23 protein-coding genes and 1 tRNA gene are annotated in these 25,456 nt (G+C 56.1%); 12 read left to right on the top strand and 12 right to left on the bottom strand.

All coding sequences use genetic code 11. The features are described 5' to 3' along the window. Positions 1-52: 52 nt before the first annotated feature. Both D0851_RS14650 and D0851_RS21110 read right to left on the bottom strand, forming a co-directional pair. Positions 53-1,198, bottom strand: coding sequence for a hypothetical protein (locus D0851_RS14650; protein ID WP_117619313.1), 1,146 nt, complete (start codon positions 1,196-1,198; stop codon positions 53-55). 270 nt (positions 1,199-1,468) lie between these two features. Beyond that, a complete protein-coding gene (locus D0851_RS21110) occupies positions 1,469-1,639 on the bottom strand; it encodes an MbcA/ParS/Xre antitoxin family protein (RefSeq protein WP_117619314.1) in 171 nt (56 codons plus the stop codon). 44 nt (positions 1,640-1,683) lie between these two features. Here D0851_RS21110 and D0851_RS14660 point away from each other — a divergent pair, with 44 nt between their 5' ends. The 4 genes from D0851_RS14660 to D0851_RS14675 are packed head-to-tail and all read left to right on the top strand — an operon-like array spanning position 1,684 to position 4,743. Further along, positions 1,684-2,526, top strand: coding sequence for a DUF1524 domain-containing protein (locus D0851_RS14660; RefSeq protein WP_117619315.1), 843 nt, complete (start codon positions 1,684-1,686; stop codon positions 2,524-2,526). Continuing rightward, positions 2,523-3,398 carry a DUF262 domain-containing protein gene (locus tag D0851_RS14665; protein WP_117619316.1) on the top strand — a complete coding sequence of 292 codons (876 nt, stop codon included), beginning with the start codon at positions 2,523-2,525 and terminating at the stop codon, positions 3,396-3,398. Before D0851_RS14660 ends, D0851_RS14665 begins: the two co-directional genes overlap by 4 nt. Then, positions 3,388-4,368: a hypothetical protein gene (locus D0851_RS14670; protein ID WP_117619317.1), complete on the top strand. Its 981-nt coding sequence runs from the start codon at positions 3,388-3,390 to the stop codon at positions 4,366-4,368. The genes D0851_RS14665 and D0851_RS14670 overlap by 11 nt, the downstream gene beginning before the upstream one ends. A 36-nt stretch (positions 4,369-4,404) precedes the next feature. Continuing rightward, positions 4,405-4,743 (top strand): hypothetical protein, encoded by a 339-nt coding sequence (locus D0851_RS14675; RefSeq protein ID WP_117619318.1) that lies wholly within the window; start codon positions 4,405-4,407, stop codon positions 4,741-4,743. A gap of 192 nt (positions 4,744-4,935) precedes the next feature. On the opposite strand, the gene D0851_RS14680 is transcribed toward D0851_RS14675, so the two are convergent. Then, positions 4,936-6,498 (bottom strand): bifunctional diguanylate cyclase/phosphodiesterase, encoded by a 1,563-nt coding sequence (locus D0851_RS14680; protein ID WP_117619319.1) that lies wholly within the window; start codon positions 6,496-6,498, stop codon positions 4,936-4,938. A 510-nt stretch (positions 6,499-7,008) separates the two neighbouring features. Here D0851_RS14680 and D0851_RS14685 point away from each other — a divergent pair. Further along, positions 7,009-8,580: a hybrid sensor histidine kinase/response regulator gene (locus tag D0851_RS14685; protein ID WP_117619320.1), complete on the top strand. Its 1,572-nt coding sequence runs from the start codon at positions 7,009-7,011 to the stop codon at positions 8,578-8,580. Between the two features lie 537 nt (positions 8,581-9,117). On the opposite strand, the gene D0851_RS14690 is transcribed toward D0851_RS14685, so the two are convergent. The 6 genes from D0851_RS14690 to D0851_RS14715 all read right to left on the bottom strand — a co-directional run bounded on the left by D0851_RS14690 (position 9,118) and on the right by D0851_RS14715 (position 15,761). Further along, positions 9,118-9,194: transfer RNA gene (locus D0851_RS14690), tRNA-Arg, on the bottom strand. Positions 9,195-9,401: 207 nt separating this feature from the next. Then, entirely contained in the window at positions 9,402-11,246 is a 1,845-nt protein-coding gene (locus tag D0851_RS14695; RefSeq protein WP_117619321.1) for a protein kinase domain-containing protein, read from the bottom strand. Between the two features lie 9 nt (positions 11,247-11,255). Continuing rightward, on the bottom strand, positions 11,256-12,860 hold the full coding sequence (locus tag D0851_RS14700; RefSeq protein WP_117619322.1) for a dihydrolipoyllysine-residue acetyltransferase: 1,605 nt from the start codon (positions 12,858-12,860) through the stop codon (positions 11,256-11,258). 26 nt (positions 12,861-12,886) lie between these two features. Then, positions 12,887-13,864 (bottom strand): alpha-ketoacid dehydrogenase subunit beta, encoded by a 978-nt coding sequence (locus D0851_RS14705; protein WP_117619323.1) that lies wholly within the window; start codon positions 13,862-13,864, stop codon positions 12,887-12,889. Position 13,865: 1 nt separating this feature from the next. Then, positions 13,866-15,050, bottom strand: a complete 1,185-nt coding sequence (locus D0851_RS14710) for a thiamine pyrophosphate-dependent dehydrogenase E1 component subunit alpha (RefSeq protein ID WP_117619324.1) — start codon at positions 15,048-15,050, stop codon at positions 13,866-13,868. A gap of 168 nt (positions 15,051-15,218) precedes the next feature. Next, positions 15,219-15,761 (bottom strand): YaeQ family protein, encoded by a 543-nt coding sequence (locus D0851_RS14715; protein WP_117619325.1) that lies wholly within the window; start codon positions 15,759-15,761, stop codon positions 15,219-15,221. 75 nt (positions 15,762-15,836) lie between these two features. On the opposite strand from D0851_RS14715, the gene D0851_RS14720 reads away from it, so the two are divergent. The 5 genes from D0851_RS14720 (at position 15,837) to D0851_RS14740 (ending at position 19,229) form a co-directional block, all read left to right on the top strand. Next, positions 15,837-16,196: a CidA/LrgA family protein gene (locus D0851_RS14720; RefSeq protein ID WP_117620420.1), complete on the top strand. Its 360-nt coding sequence runs from the start codon at positions 15,837-15,839 to the stop codon at positions 16,194-16,196. After that, on the top strand, positions 16,180-16,911 hold the full coding sequence (locus tag D0851_RS14725; protein WP_162893751.1) for an LrgB family protein: 732 nt from the start codon (positions 16,180-16,182) through the stop codon (positions 16,909-16,911). The genes D0851_RS14720 and D0851_RS14725 overlap by 17 nt, the downstream gene beginning before the upstream one ends. Positions 16,912-17,088: 177 nt before the next feature. After that, entirely contained in the window at positions 17,089-17,295 is a 207-nt protein-coding gene (locus D0851_RS14730; protein ID WP_117619326.1) for a bacterioferritin-associated ferredoxin, read from the top strand. A gap of 89 nt (positions 17,296-17,384) precedes the next feature. Beyond that, entirely contained in the window at positions 17,385-17,861 is a 477-nt protein-coding gene (gene bfr / locus D0851_RS14735) for a bacterioferritin (RefSeq protein WP_117619327.1), read from the top strand. A 9-nt stretch (positions 17,862-17,870) separates the two neighbouring features. Then, the gene (locus tag D0851_RS14740; protein ID WP_117619328.1) at positions 17,871-19,229 is read left to right on the top strand and encodes a phosphomannomutase; all 1,359 of its coding nucleotides are present in this window, start codon (positions 17,871-17,873) and stop codon (positions 19,227-19,229) included. Between the two features lie 157 nt (positions 19,230-19,386). Here the strand turns inward: D0851_RS14740 and D0851_RS14745 are convergent, their stop codons facing one another. Further along, positions 19,387-20,508, bottom strand: coding sequence for a phospholipase A (locus tag D0851_RS14745; protein ID WP_117619329.1), 1,122 nt, complete (start codon positions 20,506-20,508; stop codon positions 19,387-19,389). Between the two features lie 14 nt (positions 20,509-20,522). Beyond that, the gene (locus D0851_RS14750) at positions 20,523-20,861 is read right to left on the bottom strand and encodes a hypothetical protein (RefSeq protein WP_117619330.1); all 339 of its coding nucleotides are present in this window, start codon (positions 20,859-20,861) and stop codon (positions 20,523-20,525) included. Positions 20,862-21,063: 202 nt separating this feature from the next. Between D0851_RS14750 and D0851_RS14755 the strand changes: the two genes are divergently transcribed. Continuing rightward, positions 21,064-21,477, top strand: a complete 414-nt coding sequence (locus tag D0851_RS14755; RefSeq protein ID WP_117619331.1) for a c-type cytochrome — start codon at positions 21,064-21,066, stop codon at positions 21,475-21,477. Positions 21,478-21,540: 63 nt separating this feature from the next. On the opposite strand, the gene rep is transcribed toward D0851_RS14755, so the two are convergent. Further along, complete coding sequence (gene rep / locus D0851_RS14760; protein ID WP_117619332.1) at positions 21,541-23,559, bottom strand: DNA helicase Rep; 2,019 nt, start codon at positions 23,557-23,559, stop codon at positions 21,541-21,543. Positions 23,560-23,702: 143 nt separating this feature from the next. Here rep and D0851_RS14765 point away from each other — a divergent pair, with 143 nt between their 5' ends. Beyond that, positions 23,703-25,439 (top strand): putative bifunctional diguanylate cyclase/phosphodiesterase, encoded by a 1,737-nt coding sequence (locus D0851_RS14765; protein WP_117619333.1) that lies wholly within the window; start codon positions 23,703-23,705, stop codon positions 25,437-25,439. The last annotated feature ends 17 nt before the right edge of the window (positions 25,440-25,456 follow it).

A 25,456-nucleotide genomic window follows, 5' to 3' on the forward strand; every position in this document is an offset into this window, starting at 1 on the left:
TGCCTTCTTGACCAGGAGCAAAGAATTGGCCTCGGTATCGACGACCGTAGACCTAGCGCTCAGTGGGGTCTTGTGCGAAAGCCTCGGCAACCCAAACTTTGAAATCCATGTCCTCGAATACCCAGACCCCTTTCTCGACCGGCGCCAGGAACTCGCCACGCAGCCGATTCAACGCATTCTGGATCGTGTGCGTTGCCACATTGGACTCTGTCATCCCCAGCCAGGTGGCAATGAATCGACGGGCCTCCTCATGGTAGGGCCCGGCGATGTCCTGGGCGATGACAGCGAGGATGGCCTGCTCAATAGGCTTGAGCTGGGACCAGGTTTTCTCGTACTCATCCGTATCACTGGTGAATTGCCGGTACCGCTCGGTTGCGGAGGTGATGTCCGTTTCGCCGGAGAGCACCATGCCTTCGATGACGGCTCGGAAGTCCCGTGGAACCCGATTCAGTAGAAGGAAGGCGTTCAAGGCGTTGTTGTAGCTCAGAGTCCGGGCTGTGGCCTGATCAAAAGCATCAAGCATGTGCTTGACAAAGCCCGAGCCCAGCTCTGGCAGGTCGATCTGGGAGGACGAGCGAAACAGCGGTGCCTTTCTGCGATTGAACAGACGATACAGGCCGTCCCGGGAAGATCCGGTATAGACGACATAAAGCTTGTCCCTGTTTTCATCCAGCAGGGTCCGAAGGAAAAACACCAGGGGTTCGAAGGCCCGGTCGGTGGCAAGATGCTGGACTTCATCCAGGCACAGTAGAATTTTCTTTTTTCCGCTGAGTAACGTCTCGAACCGGCTGCGAAGCTGGCTCAAGTCATCCTCTTGTGGCGGGATGTTCTGTCCGGAGACCTCGGCGGAGGCCTTCACTGTCCCGTCAATGCCGACCTCTCCACCTAGCTTAAGAGCCCCGAGGTGGGAGTTAGCCCAGCGCCGGCGTTCCAGCCAGGTCATTTCCCCGATACCCCGTTCAAGGCCTTTTTTGAGACAGGTAACCGGGTTCCTGGGGTTGTCCCAGAAGCTCACATAGATGGGACGGTACCCCTGCTCATGCGCTTCAGGGATAAGGTCAAAGAGGATGAATTCCGTCTTGCCCATGCGCCGGGGCGCAAAGAGCGTCAGAGTGTTGGAGACACCGCTGGCGAAGGTCGACAGAAACTGATCGGTCAGCTCGTGGCGGGGAAAGTGCCAGTCCACATGTGCATTCATAAAGTGTCTCGGCGGCCAATAGTCATGTTTAGTAAACATTATACTATATTAGTAGTATAAAATACTAAAGCATACTAAGGGCACCTTTGGAATAGCGAAGCCGGCCATCTCCTAGGCACGGAGAGGCTCTCCGTGAGGCAGAATACACCATGGTTTATTAGTGTCTTCGGTTTGTTTGGGCCGCTTCAGCGATGCAAACCACGTTCTTATTGATTTCCTCGTCCACTTTGTCTTTTGGCTGTGTTCGACCAACATTTTGGTAGCTCTAAGCTATCGTTCGATGAACCAGTCAAGATAATTCATAACTGCCCTAAACCCTCCGGGCGTCTGAATTAGTTCCAGTGGCAATCCTTTCAGCGCCAAATTGTAGTTCTGCATCCAATGCGCAAGGTTTTCCCGATCATTGCCATTTGGTCGAAGAATTGCGTCAAGTTGTAGCATGCAGGCACGTCTTTCTGGCACTGAGGTTTCTTGTTTCGGAGCAAATGTCTGGCGTCAACTATCTTGGTTCGATCCTGAAAGCATTCAATGGCTGTTCAACGAAAACCGAATTCCGAGCCTGGCTCAAAGCGACAATTTTCAAAGAACTTTTCCCTGACCTGGAGCCTCTGAATCAGTACACAGATCCTGACCATCTGGAGTCGGACATCTCTGATTTTGTGGACCAGCTTTCTTATGAAAACAAGCGGGAGACGGTGGTTTCGATCCTGTTGATGTTTAACGTAGCCACGCTGTTTCTTAACCCTAGTAGCAACGCTCGATTTCAATTTGATCAGTTCAAAACCGGCACCTGGGATATCGAACACATTCGCTCGGTTACCAGCGATATGCCACGGGCCCCAAGCCGACAAAAAGAGTGGTTGTCGGACATTATCGAATACTTTAATAAAAAGCCTATGGAGCCCCCCGGGGAGGGCTCTGAGCTTCGACCAGAAGTAGGTGGCATGTTGGAAGAAGCTACGCAGCTCCTGGAAGGCGAAACGTTCAATTCCGACCGTTTTGAAGAACTGTTCTTAGCCATCCACAAGCTCTACGCCCAGGATTCTAATGGCGAAGCAGAACACTCCATTGGCAATCTTGCACTGCTGGATAGCACCACCAATCGCAGCTACAAAAACGCGATCTTCCCCATCAAGCGGAACCGCATTATCGCCCTGGACCGGGACGCGACCTTCGTCCCCATTTGCACGAAGAATGTGTTCCTGAAGTATTACAGCGATGAAGTCGACAACATGCTTTTCTGGAATCCACGTGATATCGAATGTCACAAAGATGCCATGACAGCAACGCTCCGCAGTTTCTTTAAAGACGACAAGGGGGTCTCATGAATCAGGGGATGACAATCAGCTTTAGCCAGATGTTTGGCGAATTGGAAACGGCCCAAATTCCTGTCATTCAGCGTGACTACGCGCAAGGACGCGAGGAGGCCTGGGAGGTTCGTCGACAATTTCTGGCGGCCCTTCGGGGCTCACTCACCAAGGAAAGCCCCTCGCATCCGCTAAACCTGGACTTTGTTTATGGGAACTTTGAGGACGACAACGAAAAGACCTTTTCAATTCTCGATGGTCAGCAGCGGATAACGACCCTGTTTTTGCTCCATTGGTACCTTGCGGCAAAGGAGGGGGTCCTTGAATCGTTCAGAAACACGTTTGTTGCAGGAGAACACGCTCGCTTTACATACAAAACCCGAACCAGCGCCTCTGAGTTCTTTGACGCCTTGGCGAAAGCTGAGGATGTGAATCCGAACACTCTGCCAGCAACTCTTTCTAAGGCCATTGTGGACAAAAGCTGGTTCATGCTTTCGTGGAAGGGAGACCCCACCGTTCACGCTTGTTTGAATATGCTCGATTCAATCCATGACGCTTTCTTCGATTGCCCGAATAGCTCTTATGACCGGTTAACGGATTCCCAGTCACCACGCATCACGTTTCAGTTTCTCAAACTGAATGACTTCGGGCTTTCCGATGAGCTGTACATCAAGATGAACGCTCGGGGCAGGCCCCTGACTGACTTCGAAAATTTCAAAGCCTGGCTGTGTGGTCAGCTTGAGCATATCCCCGGTGGCAAAGAGCTGGAAAGCAAATTGGATCAGCAATGGACGGATCTCTTCTGGCAGCTAAGCCGTCGAACCAAAGAGGCGACGTTCGACCAGCTTTATCTGCGATTCTTCCATTTGATGGCGTTTTACCGTGCCTGTTGATGAGATGTCGTCTATCGTGCCTTCCCTCCAGAGCCTGAATGAGCTTTCGGATCATTGCGCAGACCTCTATGAATTTGTTGCGGACTCCGGGATTGAGAGTGGCTTCACCCCGGCCCAGCGGGAAGAGGAACAATTGAAGGCGAGCCTGATTCTGGAAGATCCGTCCTGGGAATCGCTTTTCGAACGTTTTGAGGTCCACGTCTACCTCAAGGGAAAGCTTGGCTTCTTGCTGGATATGGCTAGGGAGCCTGACGACAGCATAAATTACGAAACCTTTGAGTATCTGGCTACGAAGGCCGCTTCGGTTCTCAGTGACGAAATAAGGGCCTCCAAAGAACAGCTCTTGGAGCGGGCACTGCTCTCCCTCGGCGATTACCTGGTCTTCCATACCTTCCACAGATCGAGCTTCTGTCTTCCGAACCGGGGGACTTACCGGGAACGCTCCGAGAACTGGTTAAGGGTGGTTAAAAAGCCGGAATTCAGAGCACTGCTTGACCACATTGACATCCACGACACTGAGGCCTCCCTAAGAGACCTGATTGTCAAATGCGACTGTGGTGGCTGGCGACAGCTGGTGGTAGAAAACCCGCAGGCCATTCGTTACTGCACAAAGCGACTGATTCACCGGGAAGGTGATCATGTCTGCTTGCTCAGCAAGGCATCTTTTAAAGGCTTCCATGCCGAACTGCGTACATACGTCCTGGACCTTAAGCTCAAGCAATTGCAGCAGGAAAAGGGACTCCCAGAGCTAATCCGGTCAGTCGCTTTCAAACCGGTCTATGGGTCGAACGAATGGAGCTACAACCTGATTGAGATGCAGGATGGGGGTGTCTACGCCATTTACTACGACTACGAAGGCTTTACGACACAGCTCCGGCAGGAACCGAAGAGCGGCTGGGTCGACATCGGCATGCCGTCATTCTTGGAAGAAATTATCCAGGAATGTTTGCCCGGCAGCGCGGTGCGCTAAAACAACACTCCAGTTTCACAGCAAAGGATGCCTACAATGACTTACGATCCGACTTTCGATCAAACTCGACTGGATCAGTTGGCCGATCAGTGCCTCGCTGACAATACAGGAACGGGAAAGGTCATCTTCCTTAGCGACGACGAGGATAATCGACTTGAGCTGACCTCATGGCGATTCGAAGATGAAGAGGCCAAGGCGCGTCTAATGAAAAGCGACTTCAAGTTGTACCTGCTGGAATTGCTGGACACGCTCTTGGTATATCGGGCCCAGCACAAACAGCCTAATGCGAGTCGGGGTGTGGTTAGCGTGTGTAAGAACCAAATGACTGTGCAGTGGGTTTCCCGAGCGGAAGCTGAGCGTTTGCGGGATTTGTAATGCATCAGCGCTGAGCCGGATTTTTCTGACAATGAGCGGTACTAAAACGGGGTCAGGGTCAGTTAAGAGGCCTTGGTTGCAAGCCTTGAATGTCCGCTTTGCGACCCTTGGACTCTTTTCCCCGTGGCCAGGGCCGCTTCTGTTTCTTCCTAAAGTTGCTAATTTGAAATCCGCGCCATAGTTGTCAAAAGGCTAACTACGGGCTTTCGCCCATTGTTGATACTCGGTCAGGGGAAGAGGCCGGGAGTAGTGAAACCCCTGAACCAGATCCGCCCCTAGGTCGGTGACAATCTTCCTTTGTTCTTCTGTCTCAATGCCCTCAACGGTAACTTCGAGTTTTAGTGCCTTGGCCATGGAGATCATGGATTCCATGATAGTGCGGCCATCAGCGCTGGTTTCCAGGTTTTCGACAAACGCCCGGTCGATCTTCAACCCCGACAGCGGCAAGTGAGTCAGGTACTGAAAGGATGAATACCCTGTTCCGAAGTCATCGAGGCTGACTTTGAAACCCTGGTCGCGCAAGCTCCTCACGGCTGTTTTTGCTTGTTCAGGGTCCCGGATCAGTGCGCCTTCCGTAATTTCGATTTCCAGAGATTCAGGACTGACACCATAGGAAGCTACGATCCGTCCCAGATCCTCGATTAAAGCCGAGTTCATCAAGTTGTCGATCGCGAAATTTATGCTCACCGACATGAGATTGTGTGATTTGATGTTTTCACAGGCCTTGGCGATCACGAATCGCGTTACAGGGTCTATCAACGAAGTACTTTCAACCTTGGGCATGAACAGCCCGGGCATGACCATCTTATTATCCTGGTCAAACCAACGCAGCAAGGCTTCAGATCCAACGTGGCGGCCCGTTCGCATACAGATTTTGGGCTGGTAAAACAGCTGGAATTGTTGTTTGACAAGTCCATCACGGACTCGCGCTATCAGTTGAACGCGCTCCGCGGTCTTCTGGTCGAACATGGGATCGTAACGCCTATAGGGAACATTTTTCTCGATTGCCACGGACAGGCCGGTTCTCGCGCGGTTTATGACGATTTCCGGATTCTGATCGTTATCTCTGATGAGGTAACTTCCGGCAACTATCTGAACGCGAAATGGGATGCCCTTCACAACGGTTTCTTCTTCGCCCACTCGCTTGGCAATGTCAAAAACGGCGCCCACTTTTTCCTGGCGATCAACCTCCTCTTGAGACTCAACGGAGAACAGAATTGCCAGCTCCGATTTGCTGAACCGGTAGACTTGATGAGGTATCTCGATGTTCTGAGTGATTTGCTTGGCCAGGTCTTTGACCACCTGTTCCGCTGTATCAGCACCCATTGACTGCAAGATCTCCCACAGGTCCTGCATCCGGACCAATAATATCGCGGATGAGGGGGGATTATCCTGGCTCGTCCTTCGCAGTAACCTTTTGAGGTCGCGGTTAAGGGCTGCTTGTGTTCCTAGGCCGGTTTTATGATCGATTTCGAGTGCATGGAGATGCCGCTGATTGGCTAGCCGAAGGCTCTGAAAAATCCCTGCTGAAAAAACACCGATAAGCAGAAAGAAAGCGATTCGCGCCAGCCAATTGTCCGTCGATTGGTAGGTATCGGTTGATACGTTCAGCGGCATTAACGGGCCGATGAGAAGTCCACCCGCCACCGCACCGAGGATTGCCCCGGGGAGTCCAAACCAAACTGTGGATAACAGAATTGGCAGCAGGATTACATAGGGGTAGGCATATCCTGTTCCACCAGTGAAGTAAACCACCCATGTGCCACCTGCAAAAAAATGATAATAAACAGGAGCCTAAAAATAGACCTCGCAAACTCCGACATCTGTGGCCAGTTCTGCGAGTGCCAAATACTGTTGAAGGTAGGAAGGTAGCTACTACTCTCTTTATTCATCCGACTGCCTTTTATAGTCCGGTCCTCGCAGGAATAATCAATTCATTGTTGATGGTTTACCCAAAAGACTGACAATTGCAGACTGCCTTAGTATTGCTATTTAAGGCGGCCATTGTGAGCGTAGTTGAAAAAAGAACGGTCATCCTGTAACGATTTGTTACGTCAGTAATTACCAGGAAGATTTGATTCGAATTGAAAATCGTAGGAGTCACGCCCCATGTCCTAAACGCAGACGCTCTCAGCAAATTTGAGTTCCTAAACCGCTGCAACTAAGCTCAAGTCGCAGGTTGTTCCAGAAAAGGGTCGCACCGTAAAAACCGCTATGTGCACCTGGTCTGGTACGTGACCCTCACCGAACCACTGAGAGGCCGGCATGATTTTTCCTCCCCAGTCTATGTCCATATTGGTTGTCGAGGACATTGCGGCAATGCGAAAAATGGTAAAAGACAGCCTGCGATTGATGGGGTTAAACAATGTTTCACTGGCTGAAAATGGTGAACAGGCACTAACCCTGTTGGGGACCACTCGAGTCGACCTAATTATTTCGGACAGCAACATGCCAAAAATGAACGGCATGGAATTGCTGAGAGTGATCCGCAAAACTCCAGCCTGGCGCAGCATTCCTTTTATGATGGTGACTGCGGAAAGCGACAGGACGTTGGTCAGTGAGGCCATTCAGGAGGGCGTCACCCAGTTCCTGATTAAGCCTTTTACCTACGCGGATCTCCAGTATCGGGTCAACAAGATTACCAATCAGGTGAAACACGCTGGCCCCGCAGAGATTGTCCCAACTGCGGAAGTAGCTCATGAAACACCAAACGAGGCGTTTGGCCACGATTTTGGGAGCGCCACTATTCTGCTGGTCGGCGATCTTTCGTCGGACAGGGCGGTGGCCACTACCATAGGCCGTCTTCACAATGTTCAGTCAGCTGCCAATGGCGAGCAGGCCTTGGAGATGATTCATATTCAGGCGACACCCGACCTCGTCCTGATGGAGGTGGCGCTACCTGATACATCTGGATATGAGGTGTGTCGCCAGCTAAAAAGTGACCCCTCTACTGCTGCCATACCGGTTATATTTCTTACTGCACATGCAACGTCCAAGGAGATCACCCGGGGATTCAAGGCCGGTTGCGTGGATTACATCACCAAACCGGCTGATCCGACGGTGCTGCAGGCTCGCATCGCGACACATATTGAAATCCGCCATGCAAAAGAGGACCTGCGAAACCACATTGATGCTTTATTGGAGAATGCTCGCCTGCGCGAAGATGTGGAACGCATGACGCGCCACGATATTAAAAGTCCGCTATCTGCCATTATTTCTACCGCTGACGCGCTGTTACAAAACGGGCCTTGGACCAAGCATGTCGCAGGTGCATTGGAAACGATGCGAGACGCGGGTTTTGATGCCCTTAATATGGTGAACCGAACCCTGGATCTCTACAAAATGGAGACGGGTGCCTACCACTTCGAGCCAGCATCCGTGAACCTGATCAAATTGGCAAAGCGGGTTGTCCGTGAGCTGCAGAGTGAGGCAGACCAGAAACAGGTCCGCTTATCACTGCGGCCGGCCTCGAATTGCGTTTGTCTCGGGGAGGAAAGCCTGTGTCTTTCCTTGTTGCGCAACTTACTCAAGAATGCCGTCGAAGCTTCTCCACCTGGCGATACGGTGCATATTATGGTGAACAGAAAAGCCAAGATTAATCTCCTGATCCACAATAAAGGAACAATCCCCGAGAATCTGCGAGACACTTTCTTCGACAAGTATACGACTGCCAATAAAGCACAAGGGACGGGCTTGGGTACCTATTCTGCAAAGCTGATGACTGAAGTGCAGGGCGGTAAAATACGCTTCATGTCCAATCACAAGCAGGGCACTGTGCTGCACGTCGCGTTGGAACCTGCCTTCACTGACGGGGATCAGCAACAAATGGCTTCGTAAGAACTGTTCCTGCCACTTTCTTTGCCGGAATCTGTGGACAAAATCTCATGAACTGGACTACCCCGAAAGGCATGACACCCCTCAGGCTCAACGGAGGCCAGTTGCGTGAGTCTTGAACCGTATAAATCAAGGCTATTAGATCTTTTAAGGGCTGGTGGCACTCTAACGGACGATCCTGGTGTAGGCACCGCCAATGGCTGGCGTTACAAGGCTCATCTGAATGTTCGCTTGGCGACCAAAGCTGAGGGTGCCAAGTGAAAATGTCTGCTTGGATGGCGCAGCGCGGCTGTGCCATGAAGAGAGTCAGGTGAAAACAGTGCAAAGGTCACGTCGGTAGGTTGCGATGCATTCACCTAAATTAACTGGGCACTGCCAGGGCACCATTTGGGCACAGGCGCAATAATCGAGAAAAATTCCTGCTTTTAATCTTACCGTGCAAAGGTCACTGATCGAATCGGAGGTGTTCGGACTGCTCAAGCGCGAGCGATACAGGTGAGGGTATTGCCTTGGTGATAACTCATTGATTTGCCATGTTAATGGCCCGCCCGTCAGGATTCGAACCTGAGACCTTCGCCTCCGGAGGGCGACGCTCTATCCAGCTGAGCTACGGGCGGATTTCAACAAGTTTGGCATGTTTGACCGTTGCCTTCGGTTCCGGATTTTTTCTCTGACCCTTGCCTCCGGAGGGCGGCGCTCTATCCAGCTGAGCTACGGGCGGGTGTCGTCATTAACGCCTTCGCGTCAATTTCGAGTGCGCAATCTTACGTGTGATGGAGTGCTCTGTCTAGTCCTGTTGGCGCCGGTTTGGCCAGTTATAACGTTCAGGCGGAATCGGCCTCCGCTCTGGGGTTTCTTGGGTAGTAGCGTTCGGGCAGGCGTTCGATGTGGGGGAAGAAGCGGGTGTCCTTGTAGGGCATTTTCATGAAGCCGGAGACGCCTAGCCCGGTGATCTGGTCCACGGCGGAGAGGATCTCGTCGAGCAGGCGGGAAAACTCACCCTCCCGGTCCGGGGCCAGCAGCCGGTAGTGGCTGTGGATCTTGAGGTGGCGGGGCAGGGCTTCGAAGATGATCATGCCGGTGTGGTGGATATCGTTCAGGGACTCCAGCGCGGTGATGATGGTTTGCGGCAGCACCAGGAATTCCTCCGGGTCGGGGCCGTCCTCGAAATAGGAATGCACCCGGGATTCGTCTTCAACTTCCGGTGCCGCACTGACCTCGTAGCGCAGTTGCATGCCGGGTTCGGTCAGGAACGGCTGGTCCGGTTCGGCACGGTCGATGTGCAGGGTGTTGCGGGCGTTGAACAGGCAGCTTTTGAAGATACCCTGGCGATAAATGGCCTGGGCCAGGTAGACCATATTGTTGACGGCCCTGATGAAGGCGGTCTTGAGGTTGGGGTCGTGCAGGTTCAGCGAGGTATCGATGTAGACACCGTCGGTCTCCCAGCGCACGGCCAGCCCCCCCTCGACAGGGTATCGCCCCAGACGGCTGACGGCGGCCAGGAATGCCTTTTCCGTTTCCCCCATGCCCTGCATGAAGTTCTTGTAGTAGCGGTCAAGCTGTACGTCGTTAACATCGTTGAGGGTTTCCGGGGCGCCTTCCTGCCGAAGGAAGGATTTGCGGGAACTGTACACCACGGTGTCGATCTCGTGGTCCGAGGGCCGTGTCCAGACCGGTACCAGTGGGTTTGCCGGGGGCTCCGGCAGGTCAACCATCACCGTGCGCGCCATTCTTGGCATTTCATTCAGATAGTAATCGCCGGCCCGCAGGCGAGTCTTCGGATCTGGGGCCAGCATGCCGTCGAGCATGCGGGCGAACTCCATGGGAAGCCCCAGGGAGGTGGCGGGAATCGCCTGGTGCCCGAACCGGCACGACTGGCCGGAAGCCAGCGCGTAGAGTGTTCCTGCGGCACCCTGTTCATCGAAACGGGGAGACGACAGGCCGCCGTTAAGCTGTTCCTCGCCTATGAAGTAGACATCCCCCAGTCGTGCGTTGGTCTGCTGCAGGTTGTCGGACATCAGCTCCATGACATTGGTGGCGAGGAACTGCTGGTTGGCGTCGAGTTGGGCGAACACCGAGGAGCCCCAGTCGATCAGGGCGATGTTCTCTGTGCTGGCGTCGAATACCAGGTTCGATGGTTTGATGTCGCCGTGCACGATGGGCCGTCCGGCGGGGCCGTTCTCCCGGCGCAGGTTGCGCAGGATGTCCGCAAGCTGGTCGGCAATCCGCATCACCACCCGTGGTTTGAGGCAGCCCTCGCGCAGGGAGACTTCCTCCAGGTTAAGGCCGGCCGCCCGTTCCATCACCAGGATGGGCTGGTTGTGCGCCCTTTGGTAGGCGATCAGCCGGGGTACCCTCGGGTGGCGTACCTGCTCAAGTATGTAGGCTTCATCCTCCAGACGGTCCTGCAGGTGTTGGGGCAGATTGATGCGGGTAAACTTGAAAACGTGCTCCGGGCCGGTCTCGCCCTGGCGTGGCAGGCGGCCTGCGAATACGAAGCCGTAGGCGCCCTTGCCGATAAGTTCGATGTCCTGGTAACCCAATTGGCGGAGCTGGGTGGCGCAAAGCGCCACCCAGTCTTTGAGCTTTTTCGCATCGTCATGGCTGAGCAGGTAGATCGACTGCTCTTCAGGTATGTAGAACTGCTGCAGTTGCGTCTTCTGCGCCATGATGCCCCGTTAGCCCAGATGCAACAGCATCGATTGCGGCGATTCCAGGTAGCCTTTCCAGCGATTGCAGAAGCGCGCAATGGTGCCGCCATCGATGATGCGATGGTCCCCCGCCCAGCTTACGGTCATGATGGCCCGCTCCACGACCTGGCCGTTGGCGTCGAAGCGGGGCAGTTTCTGGGTCCGGCCCAGGGCCACAATCGCCACTTCCGGTGCGTTGATGATGGGCGAGGCATAGGTGCCACCCAATGCGCCAATGTTGGAGATGGTGATGGTGCCGCCCTTGAGGTCGTCCTGACTGACCCGGCCCGAACGGGCGGCCTCAGTCAGGCGGGCCACTTCGTTGGCAATGCCCAGCAGTGTGAGGCTTTCGACGCCCTTGACGTTGGGGACCATCAGTCCCGCTTTGCCGTCTACGGCCATGCCGATATTGCAGTTGGGCAGGTAGTGAATCTCCGTAACATCGTCGTTGACACGGCTGTTGAGTACCGGGAATTCCTGAGCCGCCAGGGCCATGGCCTTCATGAAGAAGGGCATCAGGGTCAGCCGCGCGCCCCTGGCTTCGGCTTGGGGTTTGAGTTGTTCCCGCAGTTTCAGCAGGTCGGTAACATCAATGTCCTCACTGTAGATAAAGTGAGGGATGGTGGTTGCCGACGCCACCATGCTGCGGGCCATCGCCGCTTTCACGCCCCTTATTGGCTCGATCCGTAGTTCCTGCTCACGATCCGGCGCCCTGCGTTCACGGCCTGAACTTGCGGGCTGCGAGTCGCCTGCGCGTGCCTGCCTTTGGGCCGACGCGGCGGGCTTGTCGAGGTGGGCCAGTATATCGGCCTTCAGTACCCGTCCGTCCTTGCCGGAACCGGCGATGTCCGTGAGCTCCAGGTTGTGCTCCCGCACCAGGCGGCGCACGGCAGGGCTGGCGGGAATCCGCTGCCGGTTTCCCGTTGCGACCGGTTTTGCCGTTGCTGGTGTGGGTTCCGGTGCCGGCCTTGGTTGTGCTTTTGTCTCGGCGGGCTCGTCACGGTCGCGGGGAATAAAAGCGAACAGCGGGGAATGCACCCGGGCCATGGCCTGCTGCTGATGGTATAGCTTGGTGACGCGGCCAGCCTTGGGCGCGGTAATCTCGACCATGGCCTTGTCGGTCATGACATCAACCACCGGCTGGTCTTCTTCGATCTCGTCACCTTCGGCCACGCGCCATTCCACCACTTCACATTCAACGATGCCTTCGCCAATATCCGGCAGGATAAAGTCCTCGGTCACATCGTCACTGGCCGTGGTGTTGCCAGGGGGTTCCTGCGCAGCTTTAGCTTCGCTGGTGGTAATCCCGGCTTCGGCGGGTGTTGTCTGAGACTCCGCAGTTTGTTCACCGTCGCCACCTTCCTCCACCAGTTCGAACAGCGGGGTGTGAACCTTCGCGATGTCGCCTTCCTTGTAGTACAGGCGGGTCACCCGGCCCTTGTATGGCGCCGGAATTTCCACCAGAGCCTTGTCGGTCATCACCTCGGCGACCGGCTGGTCTTCTTCGATGATGTCCCCTTCGCTGACCAGCCATTTGACCAGTTCGCACTCCACGATACCTTCGCCGATATCGGGCAGTATAAAATCACTCATGATTGCTCTCCTGTCCTGATATCAACCTAGAATTCCACGCTCGACCTGATGGCCTCACAGACCTTCAGGTGATTGGGTAGGTGCTCTTTTTCCAGCACCAGCGGGAAGGGGGTGTCCATCCCGGTCACCCGGGCGATCGGGGACTCCAGGTACAGGAAGCAACGCTCCTGTATGGTCGCAGCAATTTCGCCGGCGAAACCGCCGGTCAGCGGGGCTTCGTGGGTAACCACCAGGCGCCCGGTTTTGAACACCGAGTTGGCGACGGTTTCCACATCCCACGGCAGGATGGTTCTCAGGTCGATGACTTCACAGGAAATACCTTCTTTCTCCGCCTTCTCGACGGCCTGTTCAATCACTTCCATCTGTGCGCCCCAGCCCAGCACGGTGACATCCGTACCTTCCTTGAGAACCTCGGCTTCGCCCAGCGGCAGCCGGTAATCTTCTTCCGGCACGTCGCCCACGGAGGCGCGGTAGAGTCTTTTGGGCTCGAAGAACAGGGTTGGGTTGGGGTCGTGGATCGCCCCCAGCAGCAGGCCCTTGGCTTGATGGGGGTTGCGCGGCACCACAATTTTCAGGCCTGGTGTGTGGGCGAAATACGCTTCCGGCGACTGCGAGTGATAGAGCCCGCCGGCAATCCCGCCGCCGTAGGGTGCGCGAATGGTCAGCCCGCCCACGTTGAACAGGTTGCCGGAGCGGTACCGGAACTTGGCCGACTCGTTAACGATCTGGTCAAAGGCCGGGAAGATGTAGTCGGCAAACTGTATCTCGGCTACCGGCACGGAACCCTGCGCCGCCAGACCATTGGCGAAGCCGATGATGCCTTGCTCCACCAGCGGCGTGTTGAAGCAGCGGGCCTTGCCGTATTTCTGTTGCAGGTTGCTGGTGGCCCGGAAAACCCCACCGAAGACGCCCACATCCTCACCGAAGCACAGTACCCGCTCGTCGGCGGCCATGGCGGTGTCGAGGGCGTTGTTGATGGCCTGGAGCATGTTCATCTTGGTCATCTCAGGCCTCCCTCTTTACGTGTTCGGCACTCTTCGGATACTCGTCCGGATACCGGCGGATGTGCGCCTTGAGCTTGTCGAACTGTTCAGCCAGGGCAGGCGGCACTTCGTCGTAGACATCGCTCACCAGGGTATCAAGCGCCGGGGGTGGCCGTTTCTGCGCGCGCTTCATGGTTTCGAGAACCTCGCGGCGCATGCTCTCCTGAAGCTGTTTCTCGTCGTTTTCGCTCCACCATTTCCTGCCCTCGAGCCAGAGACGCATCCGCAGGATCGGGTCTTTGTCACGCCATACGGCTTCCTCGTCCTTGCTGCGGTAGCCGGACGGGTCATCGGAAGACGAGTGCGCGGCCAGGCGATAGGTCATGGCTTCGATCAACACCGGGCGGTTGTGCTCCACCGCCAGGCGGCGTGCCGCTTTGGTGGCCTCGTGGACGGCCAGGATGTCATTGCCGTCGACACGGATTACATCCATCTTGTAGCCATAGGCCCGGGGTGCCACACCGTCGGCGGCGAACTGCTCGGTGGACGGGGTGGAAATGGCGTAGCCGTTGTTGCGGCACAGGAAGATCACCGGGACGCGATGAACGGTGGCCATGTTCAGGGCGGCGTGGAAGTCGCCTTCCGACGCGGCACCTTCGCCGAAATACGTGATGGTGCAGTGGCCGTCGCCCGCCAGTTTCTGGCCGTAGGCATAACCGGTGGCCTGGGGAATCTGCGTGGCCAGGGGCGATGAGATGGTCATGTAGTTCAGCTTGCTGGAACCATAGTGAACGGGCATCTGGCGACCTTTGCCATAGTCCAGTTCGTTGCCGAACAGCTGGTTCATGAATTCATCGATGGAAAAGCCACGATAAGTCAGGGCGCCCTGTTCCCGATACTGCGCCATGATCATGTCGGCGTCGTCCAGTGCCGCGGCGCTGCCGATCACGGCGGCTTCCTCGCCGGTGCACTGCATGTAGAAACTCAGTCGCCCCTGGCGTTGGGCGGCGAGCATGCGCTCATCGAGAATTCGGGTGGTGACCATCGCACGATAAATGCGCAGGGCCTTTTCTTTATCCAGATCAGGTGCTTTGGCGCCCTTATAAAGGGAGCCGTCCTGCTTCAGTAACTTGAAGGTGGGAATACGGAATTCCGCACCGTCGGTAAAGACCGGGGAGTAAACAACTTTGGCTTTTGTTGTTGTCATAATCCTCTTCCTGGGGTGGTGGCCTGAGGAACAAAACACCCCTTGTGAGGGTGTCGTTGGTTTTAGTATAGCCAAGCTGAGCGGGCCTGGTGTGGCCCACGTCACTGTCGGCTAGAGTTTACCTTAACGTAAACTGCGATTCTCTGGTAGGTCCGGAGCGCAGATTTTTTAATCGGGGTGCAGTGGTTCAGGTGTCAGGCTGACAAGGGTTTCCTCGTTGCCGATATTCACGGTTCCGTCCTGGATGGTGCACTGCAGATTCATACCGCGTGCCGCCAGGCCGGCAAGTGGCTCGGTGCCTTCCGGTGGCAGGTTGATGATGGTGAGGTTGTTGAAGCGGGTCAGTTTGCCCTGATTTTTCTCCCACCACAGAGGCACTGCGCGGCTGCCGTAGGTGTACAGAATAACCCGGTCGGCCCGGTTGCAGGCTTTGCGCAGGCGGCTTTCGTCCGGCAGGCCCAGTTCGACCCAGAGTTCGATTTCACCGCTCAGGCTCTTTTGCCAGAGCTCCGGCTCGTCGTCGGTGCTGAGGCCTCGTGAGAATTCGAGATGTTCGCTGGCATTCAGGACAAATGCGAGCAGCCGGATCATCATCCGCTCATCGGTTTCCGACGGGTGCCGGGCGATGGTCAGGTGGTGGTCGGCATAATAGTGCCGGTCCATATCGGCGATGTTGAGAGTTGCCTTGAAGATGGTTGCTTTGAGCGCCATGAGCTTCCTGCATTGGTATCGGGGTGTCGGTTTGGGCTAGTGTAGTGCAATTCTTCCGTGGCTGAGTGGGAACGCATGTCGATGTTGCGTGGTTTTCTGGTCCTGGTGCTGTTCTTCATTCTTGGCGAGTCCATACGGGTGCTCTTCGCTTTGCCGGTCAGTGGCGGTGTTCTGGGTATGGTCGTCATCACCTTCACCTTGATGGTGAAAGGCAGTGTAAGCGATGAACTGGCCTCGGCCAGTCAGGGGTTGATCTCGGTACTGGTGCTGCTGATCATGCCGGGTGTTGTCGGCGTGTTCTTCATGGCGGATCAGTTCTCCGGGCAGTGGCTGGCAGTTGCGGCAGCTTTGCTTGTTGGCACCTTCCTGAGTGTTCTCACTACGTTACTGTTGATGAAGCTGGTGACGGCCGGCGGGGATGGCGATCGTGAGTGAATTCTTCGCCCGATTCCAGGCGCTGCCGGATATCCTCGCAGCCACGCCGATTCTCGCCATTGGTTTAACCCTGGGCGCTTTCTTTGCCGGCAACTGGCTGTTTGCTCGCATGGGCAGGCCTTTATGGCTGCCTCCTGTGGTGTTATCAGCATTTCTACTGTCCGGTGTGATCGCTGTTCTGGCGGTGGGTTACCAGAACTATCAGCAGGGTGCTCGTTGGCTCACCGTGCTGCTTGGCCCCGCCACCGTGGCCCTGGGTATTCCCCTGTATCAGCAGATGCACCATATCCGTGCCATGTGGCGCCCCATCCTGGTGACGCTGCCAATTGCCGCCACTCTGGCGGCGGTTTATGCGGTGGTGATTGGCTGGGCCCTGGGTGCCACGCCGGAGGTGCTGGCGTCGCTGGCGCCCAAGTCGGTCACGGCACCGATTGCCATCGGTATCACCGAACAGCTGGGTGGTTCTGTTCCCCTGATGATGGGTGGCCTGCTGATTACCGGCGTGGTCGCAACCCTCTTTGTTGACCTTCTCGCCCGCCTGTTGCCGGTAAAGGACGAACGAATCCTGGGCTTCGCCCTGGGTCTGAACGGCCATGCCGTCGGTACGGCCCGGGCGTTTGAGATCAGCCATACTGCCGGTGCCTTTGCCTCGCTGGGCATGGGCCTCACTGGCGTGTTCACCGCGCTGATCCTGCCGCTGGTTTTCCGCCTGTAGGGCTGCGCCAAATCAGGCCATTCCCCTGGCGCATGCCTCCATATCGCAGTTTCGATTGCCGTAGGTGTTTTCCGGGGCAACAAACCATTGCACAAAATTAAGCCAATGGGGTTGCAATTTGTGATGCTAATGACAATAATTATCACTAACCTTTATTGTCATTGGTGAGTCACTGCTATGTACGTATGCCTTTGTCACAGCGTAACCGACCGGGAAATTCGCGAAGCTGCCGATAACGGTGTTTCTTCCATGCGCCAGCTTGGCAAGGAACTGGGTGTTGGTACCCAGTGCGGGCGCTGCGCCTGCACCGCCCGTGAAATACTGCGGGAGAGCCGTTCACCTGATTACCTGGCAATGGCCAATATGCTCGCCCAGCCGGCCTGACCTTCCTGATTGTCTGACTCTATTTTTCTCCTGTCCGATAAGGGGCTATCCTAAAAGGCTGATACACCCGGCCATCAGGGAGCCACATTATGAAAGGCGACAAGAAAGTCATTCAGTATCTCAATAAGGTCCTCGCCAACGAGCTGACCGCCATCAACCAGTATTTTCTCCATTCCCGCATGTACAAGGATTGGGGCATCACCAAGCTGGCCGCCAAGGAATACGAAGAATCCATCGACGAAATGAAGCACGCGGACCAGCTCATCGAGCGGATCCTGTTTCTCGAAGGATTGCCCAACCTCCAGGACCTTAACAAACTGCTGGTCGGCGAGAACGTCGAGGAAATGATCTCCTGCGACCTCAAGCTGGAGCAGATCGCCCATACCGACCTGAAAGAAGCCATTCTCTATTGTGAGCAGGTTCAGGACTTCACCAGCCGTGAGCTCTTCCGCAGCATTCTGGACAGCGAAGAAGATCACATCGACTGGCTGGAAACCCAGTTGGAAATGATTTCCCAGATGGGTATACAGAACTACATCCAGCTTCAGTCATCCGCCTCGGAGTAAAATCAGACAATGGATCTGTCCTGTTTTAAAGCTTACGACCTGCGCGGCCGAGTGCCGGATCAACTGAATCCGGCGCTGGCCGAGAAAATCGGGCACGCCTACGTGGACATTACTGGCGCAAAAAAAGTGATCGTCGGCTACGACATCCGCCTGTCCAGCCCGGACATCGCCGAGGCCCTGAGCTCTGGCCTGATGGCTGCCGGCGCGGATGTGTTTGATATTGGCCTGTGCGGCACCGAACAAGTGTATTTTGCCACCAGCCACTACAAGATGGACGGCGGTATTATGGTCACCGCCAGCCATAACCCCAAAAACCACAACGGCATGAAAATGGTCGGCCCCGAATCCCGGCCCATCAGCTCCGACAACGGCCTGAACGACATCCGTGACCGGGTACTGGAGCCCTTTGCGGATGCACCGCAGCAGGGCCGCTACGAACCGCTGGAAGTGATGAGCGCCTACATCGATCACCTGCTGGGTTACGTCGATGCCGCCTCCCTCAGCCCCATGACCATCGTGGTCAACGCCGGCAACGGCGGCGCCGGCCTGGTGATCGACGAACTCGAACAGCATCTTCCGTTCGAATTCGTAAAAGTGCATCACGAACCGGATGGCCATTTCCCGAACGGCGTGCCCAACCCGATCCTCCCGGAAAACCGCGCAGTCACCGCCGATGCCGTTATCGAACAGGGCGCCGCCATGGGCATTGCCTGGGACGGCGACTACGACCGCTGCTTCTTCTTCGACGAAAACGGCCGCTTTATCGAGGGCTACTACATCGTCGGATTACTGGCCGACCAGTTCCTGCGCAAAACCGGCGGCGGCAAAGTCATCCACGACCCCCGCCTCACCTGGAATACCCTGGATCTGGTCAAAGCCGCCGGCGGTGAAGCCGTCGAAAGCAAAACCGGCCACGCCTTCATCAAACAGAGAATGCGCGACGAAGACGCCGTCTACGGCGGCGAAATGAGCGCCCACCACTATTTCCGGGACTTCGCCTACTGCGACAGCGGCATGATCCCCTGGCTGTTGATCGCCGAACGCCTCTGCCAGTCCGGCCAGCTTTTCTCTTCCCTGATCGACGCCCGAATCGAAGCCTACCCGGCCAGCGGTGAAATCAACCGCACCATCGACGATCCCCCCAAAGTCATCGCCGCGATTGAAGCCAAATACAGTGTCGGCGCCAAAAACGTCAGCCACGTGGACGGCGTAAGCATCGAATTCGACGACTGGCGCTTCAACCTCCGGATGTCCAACACCGAACCGGTTGTGCGCCTGAACGTGGAATCGAGGGCGAATATCCCGCTGATGGAAGAAAAAACAGAGGAATTACTGGCTGAAATGCGAAGGCTGAATGAAAAGGGCTAGCCTGACGGCACGGGGCCGATCGGCGCGGCTCCCTCTCCTGAAACTGTGCGGAGCCATGGATGGCGGAGCCCAAGCGCCACAGGGATGTGCCGCAAGGAGCGTGTTTCAGGAGAGGGAGCCGCGACGAGCGGTCTTGCACCGAATTATCAGAGCGCGGTTAGAGCCAGTCGTTCAGCATAATCCCGATACCAAACCTCTGAATCCGGTGGTTATAGTCAATCAGACTCTCCCCATACCCGTTGTAGTACTGGAAAAACCCCTTAACCGTATCCCCCATCGGGAAACTGTACCCAAACTCCACCGACGTCTTGTTGTCATCCGACCGCAGATTATTCATCAGCCGCAGTGAAAACGTACGATCCGCCGTCAGCTTGTAAACCGCCTGATAGTTGGCATGGCCCAGATACCGCTCAATGTCCGCATTATCATCGTTGCTGTTCTCCGGAATCCGATACCAGGGCTGCACCATGAAAAGCCAGCGACCATAGCTGTAGGCTGCATTGGCCATAATCCGGTTCCAGCTCCGTGACCGCGGCTCAGACTGCCCGTTTGACTGGTGATTGAAGCCGAGTGTCACTCCATTTAACCTGCCAGGGCCGATGTCCCAATCGGCCTGATAACGCACAAAGATCTCCGGCTCGTAGTTGGTTTCCCGGAAAGGCGCAGAATCGTCCTGGTTATAGACCTGCCAGTAGGACTGCTGGGTGTAGCCAAACCACATTGTGGTGCGATTATCCAGAAGTCCCGTCAGCAGGGGAACTTTGAAACTGATCTGATACTTTGCTTCTTCCCGCGCCAGCTCGTAATCGTAGCCGACGGAACCCAGTCGTGGGCTGGATGGTGTCGAGTTCGGCTTCTCCACCCAGGTCACCGGCAGGATATAAGTGGGCCGGTGCCCGACAAAACTGCCGGAAAATGAAAATATCGCTTTTTCGGCAGCGACATATCGATCCACGAGCGCAGACATTACGCCGGTGTCCGAATCGTCTTCCAGGGCGTTGCCGCCTACTTGCTTCAGCGCCTCGTCATCCGGAGCAAGATTGTCAACGCGTCTGCGGACTTCTTCTTTCTGTGCCTCGGTAGCCTGTGCCTGCTGTTTCTCCGGCTCGAAAATGCTGTCGAAGCACGCAAGCCTCTGGATGCCGTCTTCGATCAATGCACATTGCTCGGGAGAATCGATCGGATTTTCCAGTGTGGGTTCTGCCTGGACGGCGCCGGGGGCCAGCACAAAAGCCAGAATGAACGGATGTGAGGCAAATGAGGCACGAAAGGGCGTCATGAGCAATAATTCTCCTAGCTGGCGTTCAGGCTGAACCAGGTATTCGCTATGCCATAGATCCAGACGCCGATAAGGGTAACCGCCAGAAGCAAGAAAATGACCTTGTGGCGAAACCGGTTGGCGCTGTCGGCGGATGCCACCCAGCGCAGGTACATCAGCCCGATGAAACTCAGGAAGACGCCCAGGCTTGCCAGAGCGGGGATCAGCAGCCAGGCCGCACTGATGGTCTGGCCGCCGCCGGTCTGGCTGGAGAACCACCCCATGGAAGCCAGCAAAACGGCCAGTGCTGTAAATTCAGTAATCAGCAGCGGTTTGCGCAGCGGGTGGGGCGAAGTTGGTTCCTTAGTGGTCATGGAAACAGGTCCTGAAAGGTTAAACATCGGCGAACACCATGGTAACCGGATTGTCCGTGAAACACCCTCTGACTTACGAAATCGCAATTAAAATGGTTGAAATCAATTTATGATTTTGCTGTTTGGTTTTTTTGCCTGGTTTCAGTCGCTATAATGCGGCGACCGAAGATTATAACGCTCAAATGCGAGGTGCATTGTGAAGATGAAGAGAGTCCTGGCTGCTGTATTGGTTGGTTTTGGCCTGACAGCGGGTGCCGTAATGGCAAGTGTCGAAGATGAAATCCGTGCACGTATTCAGCCGGTGGGCGAAGTATGTCTGCAGGGTGAAGAGTGTGGTAGCGCAGCTGCTCCGACCGAGACAGCCAGCTCCGGTCCTCGCTCGGGCAGCGAAGTGTACGATGCCGTGTGCATGGCCTGTCATACCACCGGTGCTGCCGGCGCCCCGGTAATTGGTGACGCGGATGCCTGGGCTCCCCGGATCGACAAGGGGCTGGAAACCCTGGTCAGCAACGCCATTAACGGCTTCAATGCCATGCCTGCAAAAGGCGGCTGTGCAAGCTGCCCCGACGAGGAAATTCAGGCGGCCGTTGAGCATATTGTTGAGCAAAGCCAGTAACCGGGAAATCTTGCCTGTTACCTTTAAAGCCCCCTTGCGGGGCTTTTTGCCTTCCTGGCGCAGCTAAAGGCCAAGGTCTCCCAGCAGGGCACTGAGGGTTGCCTTGCCTTTTTTCTGGTTGGCTTCCACATCAAGATCGCCCAGGCCTTCCCACTTCAGGTCTTCTTCAGGCAGTTCATCCAGGAACCGGCTGGGGATGGTTTCCAGCTTTTCGCCGTACTGTTTCCGGGCCGCCGCGTAGGTCAGGGTCAGCGTTTCACGGGCCCGGGTGATGCCCACGTACATCAGTCGCCGTTCTTCCTCGATGTTGCCTTCTTCAATGCTGCTCCGGTGGGGAAGAATCTCCTCCTCCAGGCCCATAATAAATACATGGGGAAACTCCAGGCCCTTGGAGGCGTGGAGAGTCAGCAACTGAACCTTGTCACTGTCGTCCTCTTCCTCACGCTGCTCCATCATGTCCCGGAGGATCAGCCTGGTGATGGCATCCTCAATACCCAGTTCGTCAGCGGTGCCCTTGCCATCATCCAGCATGCGCTGAATGGACTCCACCAGATACCAGATGTTCTCCATCCTGCGCTCGGCCTGTTTCGGGGTGCCGGAGTGCTGGTGCAGCCATTCTTCATATTCGATGTCGGTAAAAAGCTGCTTGATCACGGGGACCGGATTTTCGCTGTGCAAGCGCTCGCAAGTGGCATCTACCCAGTGGGCAAAACGTCGCAGGCGATCCAGGCCCTTCTCGGTCACATGGGTTTCCGCTCCCATGTCGCCCAGGGCCTTGAACAGGCTGACGTTCCGGGAGCGGGAATAGTGGCTCAGTTGTTCAAGGGTACGGGGCCCGATCTCCCGGCGGGGTACGTTCACGACCCGCAGGAAAGCGGCGTCGTCATCGGGATTGATCAGCAGGCGCAGGTACGACATTGCATCCTTGATCTCGTTCTTGGAGAAGAACGACTGGCCACCGGAGATGCGGTAGGGAATCTGGTAGCCCTGGAGCTTCATCTCCAGCAGGCGGGCCTGGTGATTACCCCGGTAAAGCACGGCAAAGTCCCGGAAATCCAGGCCTTTTTTCAGCTTCTGGTCGAGGATCTCGGTGGCAACCCGCTCGGTTTCCGCGTCCTCGTTGCGGCACCGGACAACCCGGATCTCCTCGCCAATGGTGTGGTCACTCCAGAGCGCCTTTTCAAACACATGGGGGTTGTTGGCAATCACCATGTTTGCGCTGCGCAGGATCCGGGCTGTGGAGCGGTAATTCTGCTCCAGCTTGACAATCTTCAGGCTGGGAAAGTCTTCCTTGAGCTGCTCCAGATTCTCCGGTCGGGCACCGCGCCAGGCGTAGATTGACTGGTCATCATCCCCGACCACGGTGAATGCGGCCCGTTCGGCCACCAGAAGCTTGACCAGTTCGTACTGGCACACGTTGGTGTCCTGGTACTCGTCCACCAGCATGTAGCGGATTTTCCGGCGCCATTTCGCGAGCACGTCCGGGTGCGAGCGAAACAGCATCACCGGCAGCAGGATCAGGTCATCGAAATCCACGGCGTTGTAAGCCTTGAGGTATTCGTTGTACTTGTTGTAAATGATGGCGATGCGCTGTTCCCGCTCATCCGCCGCCTTGCTCAGGGCCTCGGCCGGCCCGCGCATGGCGTTTTTCCAGGACGAGATGGTCATCTGGACATCGCTGAGTTCGTCCCCGGCCTCGGCACTGGCCTCCCGGAGCATCAGATCCTGTAACAGGGCCTTGGCATCCTCGGCGTCGAAAATCGAAAACCCCGGGTGGTAGCCCAGATGAGCGTGCTCTTCCCGGATCATATTGAGGCCAAGGTTATGAAAAGTGGATACAATCAGTCCCCGGGTCAGCTTTCGGTCAACGATCCGGCCAACCCGCTCCTTCATTTCCCGGGCGGCCTTGTTGGTGAAGGTCACTGCGGCAATATGGCGCCCCGGAATACCGAGGTGCTCGATCAGGTAGGCAATCTTGCGGGTAATCACGCTGGTTTTGCCGCTGCCGGCACCAGCAAGTACCAGCAGGGGACCGTCTGAATAGCGGACTGCCTCGCTTTGTCTCGGGTTGAGTTTGTTCACAAATAAGTTGCCAGAATGGAACGAAATGGGGGAAACAGGCGTGAGGCTATTCTACACCAACCAGCGTTCCTGTACCTTGACGATCTATCGGCTATGATTGATAAAACGGACTCGGTTGTTCACGCATAAATGGATTCTGCTTAATGACTCTGCCACTGGAAACCATGAGGCCCGGACAGTTACGCCTCCTGGTTCTGACACCGGATTATGCTGATTTTCTCTGGCTGAATGATCTTCTGGCGGGTGACGTCGAAATCAGTGCGGACGCTACCTGGTGCCCGGATCTGGTGGATTGTGACGACCTGATCCGCAACGCCAGTTTCGATGTCATTGTCTGGGACTGTATTTTTCATGGCGGTTCTGAGGCCTCCTTTCTTCAATACCTGGCGGTTGGCAGCAATGAGAAGCCTGTCCTTGCCCTCAGTGCGGAGTTGCCGGAACTGCGGGCTCCCGAACTGCTCGCCGCCGGCGCCGCCGATTATCTCTGCCGCCAGAATCTCGACCAATGGAATTTCCGCCGGGCTGTGAAGTGCCTCTGGTACCGGGAACAGTTGTCCGAGTCGGCCTACGGCCAGCTGGGGCGGGAGGTCGCCACCGGTTTTATAAACCGGGATCTGTTCTTTGATCGTCTCCAGCAGGCGCTGCTGCGGGCTGAGCGGGCCAGCCACCGGCTGGCACTTCTGCACCTCAATGTCGACGATTTCCGCAGTATCAATGAATCCTTCGGTTACCAGAAAAGCGATCAGTTGATGATGAAACTGGCGGAGCGTCTCCGGCACTCCCTGAGGCGGGTGGATTCCCTGATGCGCATTGGCGGCGATGAGCTGGCCATCATCATCGAGAAGGTCGAAGACTCCCTCGACATCACCCAGATCATCCGCAAGGTGGTCAATGCGTTGGATGAGCCGGTCGCGATCGACGGCCAGAATGTGGTGGTCAGCGTCAGCCTCGGCGTTGCCACTTACCCGGAAGCCGGTGACAGTGCCGAAAATCTGTTGCGCCGGGCCAACCGGGCCATGTTCGAGGCCAAGCGGGATCCTGGCACCAGTTATCGCTTCTACGACCGGCAGTTGCATATCTCTGCCGGCTATCAGCTTCGGCTCGAGGCCGACCTGCGCAATGCCCTGAGGGGCAAGGAACTGGAGCTTTACTATCAGCCCCGGATTGATCTGGCCACTGAAGAAGTTCGTGGTGTCGAGTGCCTGTTGCGCTGGAACCACCCGGAGCGGGGGCTGGTGGGGCCGGACGAATTCATTCCGGTCGCCGAGCGCAGCGGCCTGATCGTGCCGATCGGGTACTGGGTTATCGAACAGGCCTGTAAACGCCTGCAGGAGTCTGCCGAGCTCGGATTTCCGGGGCTGGTGTTCGCCGTCAACCTGTCGTTCCGGCAGTTCCACGATCGCAAGATGACCGAAACCATTTTCCGGATTATTTTCAACGCCAATGTGGATACCAGTCTGCTGGAGCTGGAGCTTACGGAAAGTGCCATGATGCACGACCCCGAGTATGCCCAGCGTTGCCTGCGAGAGCTGAACCAACTGGGTATCAGCTTTGCCCTTGATGACTTCGGGACCGGTTTCTCCTCCCTGAGCAATCTGCAGCATCTGCCCATTTCCCTGGTCAAGATCGACAAGTCCTTCGTGCAGGAGCTCGGCCACTCGGCCGACGCGGAGCACATCATCCGGGCCATTATCAGCCTGGCCCACAGTCTGCAGATCAGCGTGGTCGCCGAAGGCGTGGAAACCGAAGGGCAACTGGAGTTCCTGCGTCAGCAGCATTGCGATGAAATCCAGGGTTACTATTACGCCCGCCCCATGCCCTGGGCCGATCTTGTGCAATTCCTGAACAAGCGTGGCCAGGCCGCTTGCCTGCAACAGTAAGCCGCTGTACCTTTGCT

It is taken from the genome of Marinobacter sp. Arc7-DN-1, assembly GCF_003441595.1.
Classification (GTDB): Bacteria; Pseudomonadota; Gammaproteobacteria; order Pseudomonadales; family Oleiphilaceae; genus Marinobacter; species Marinobacter metalliresistant.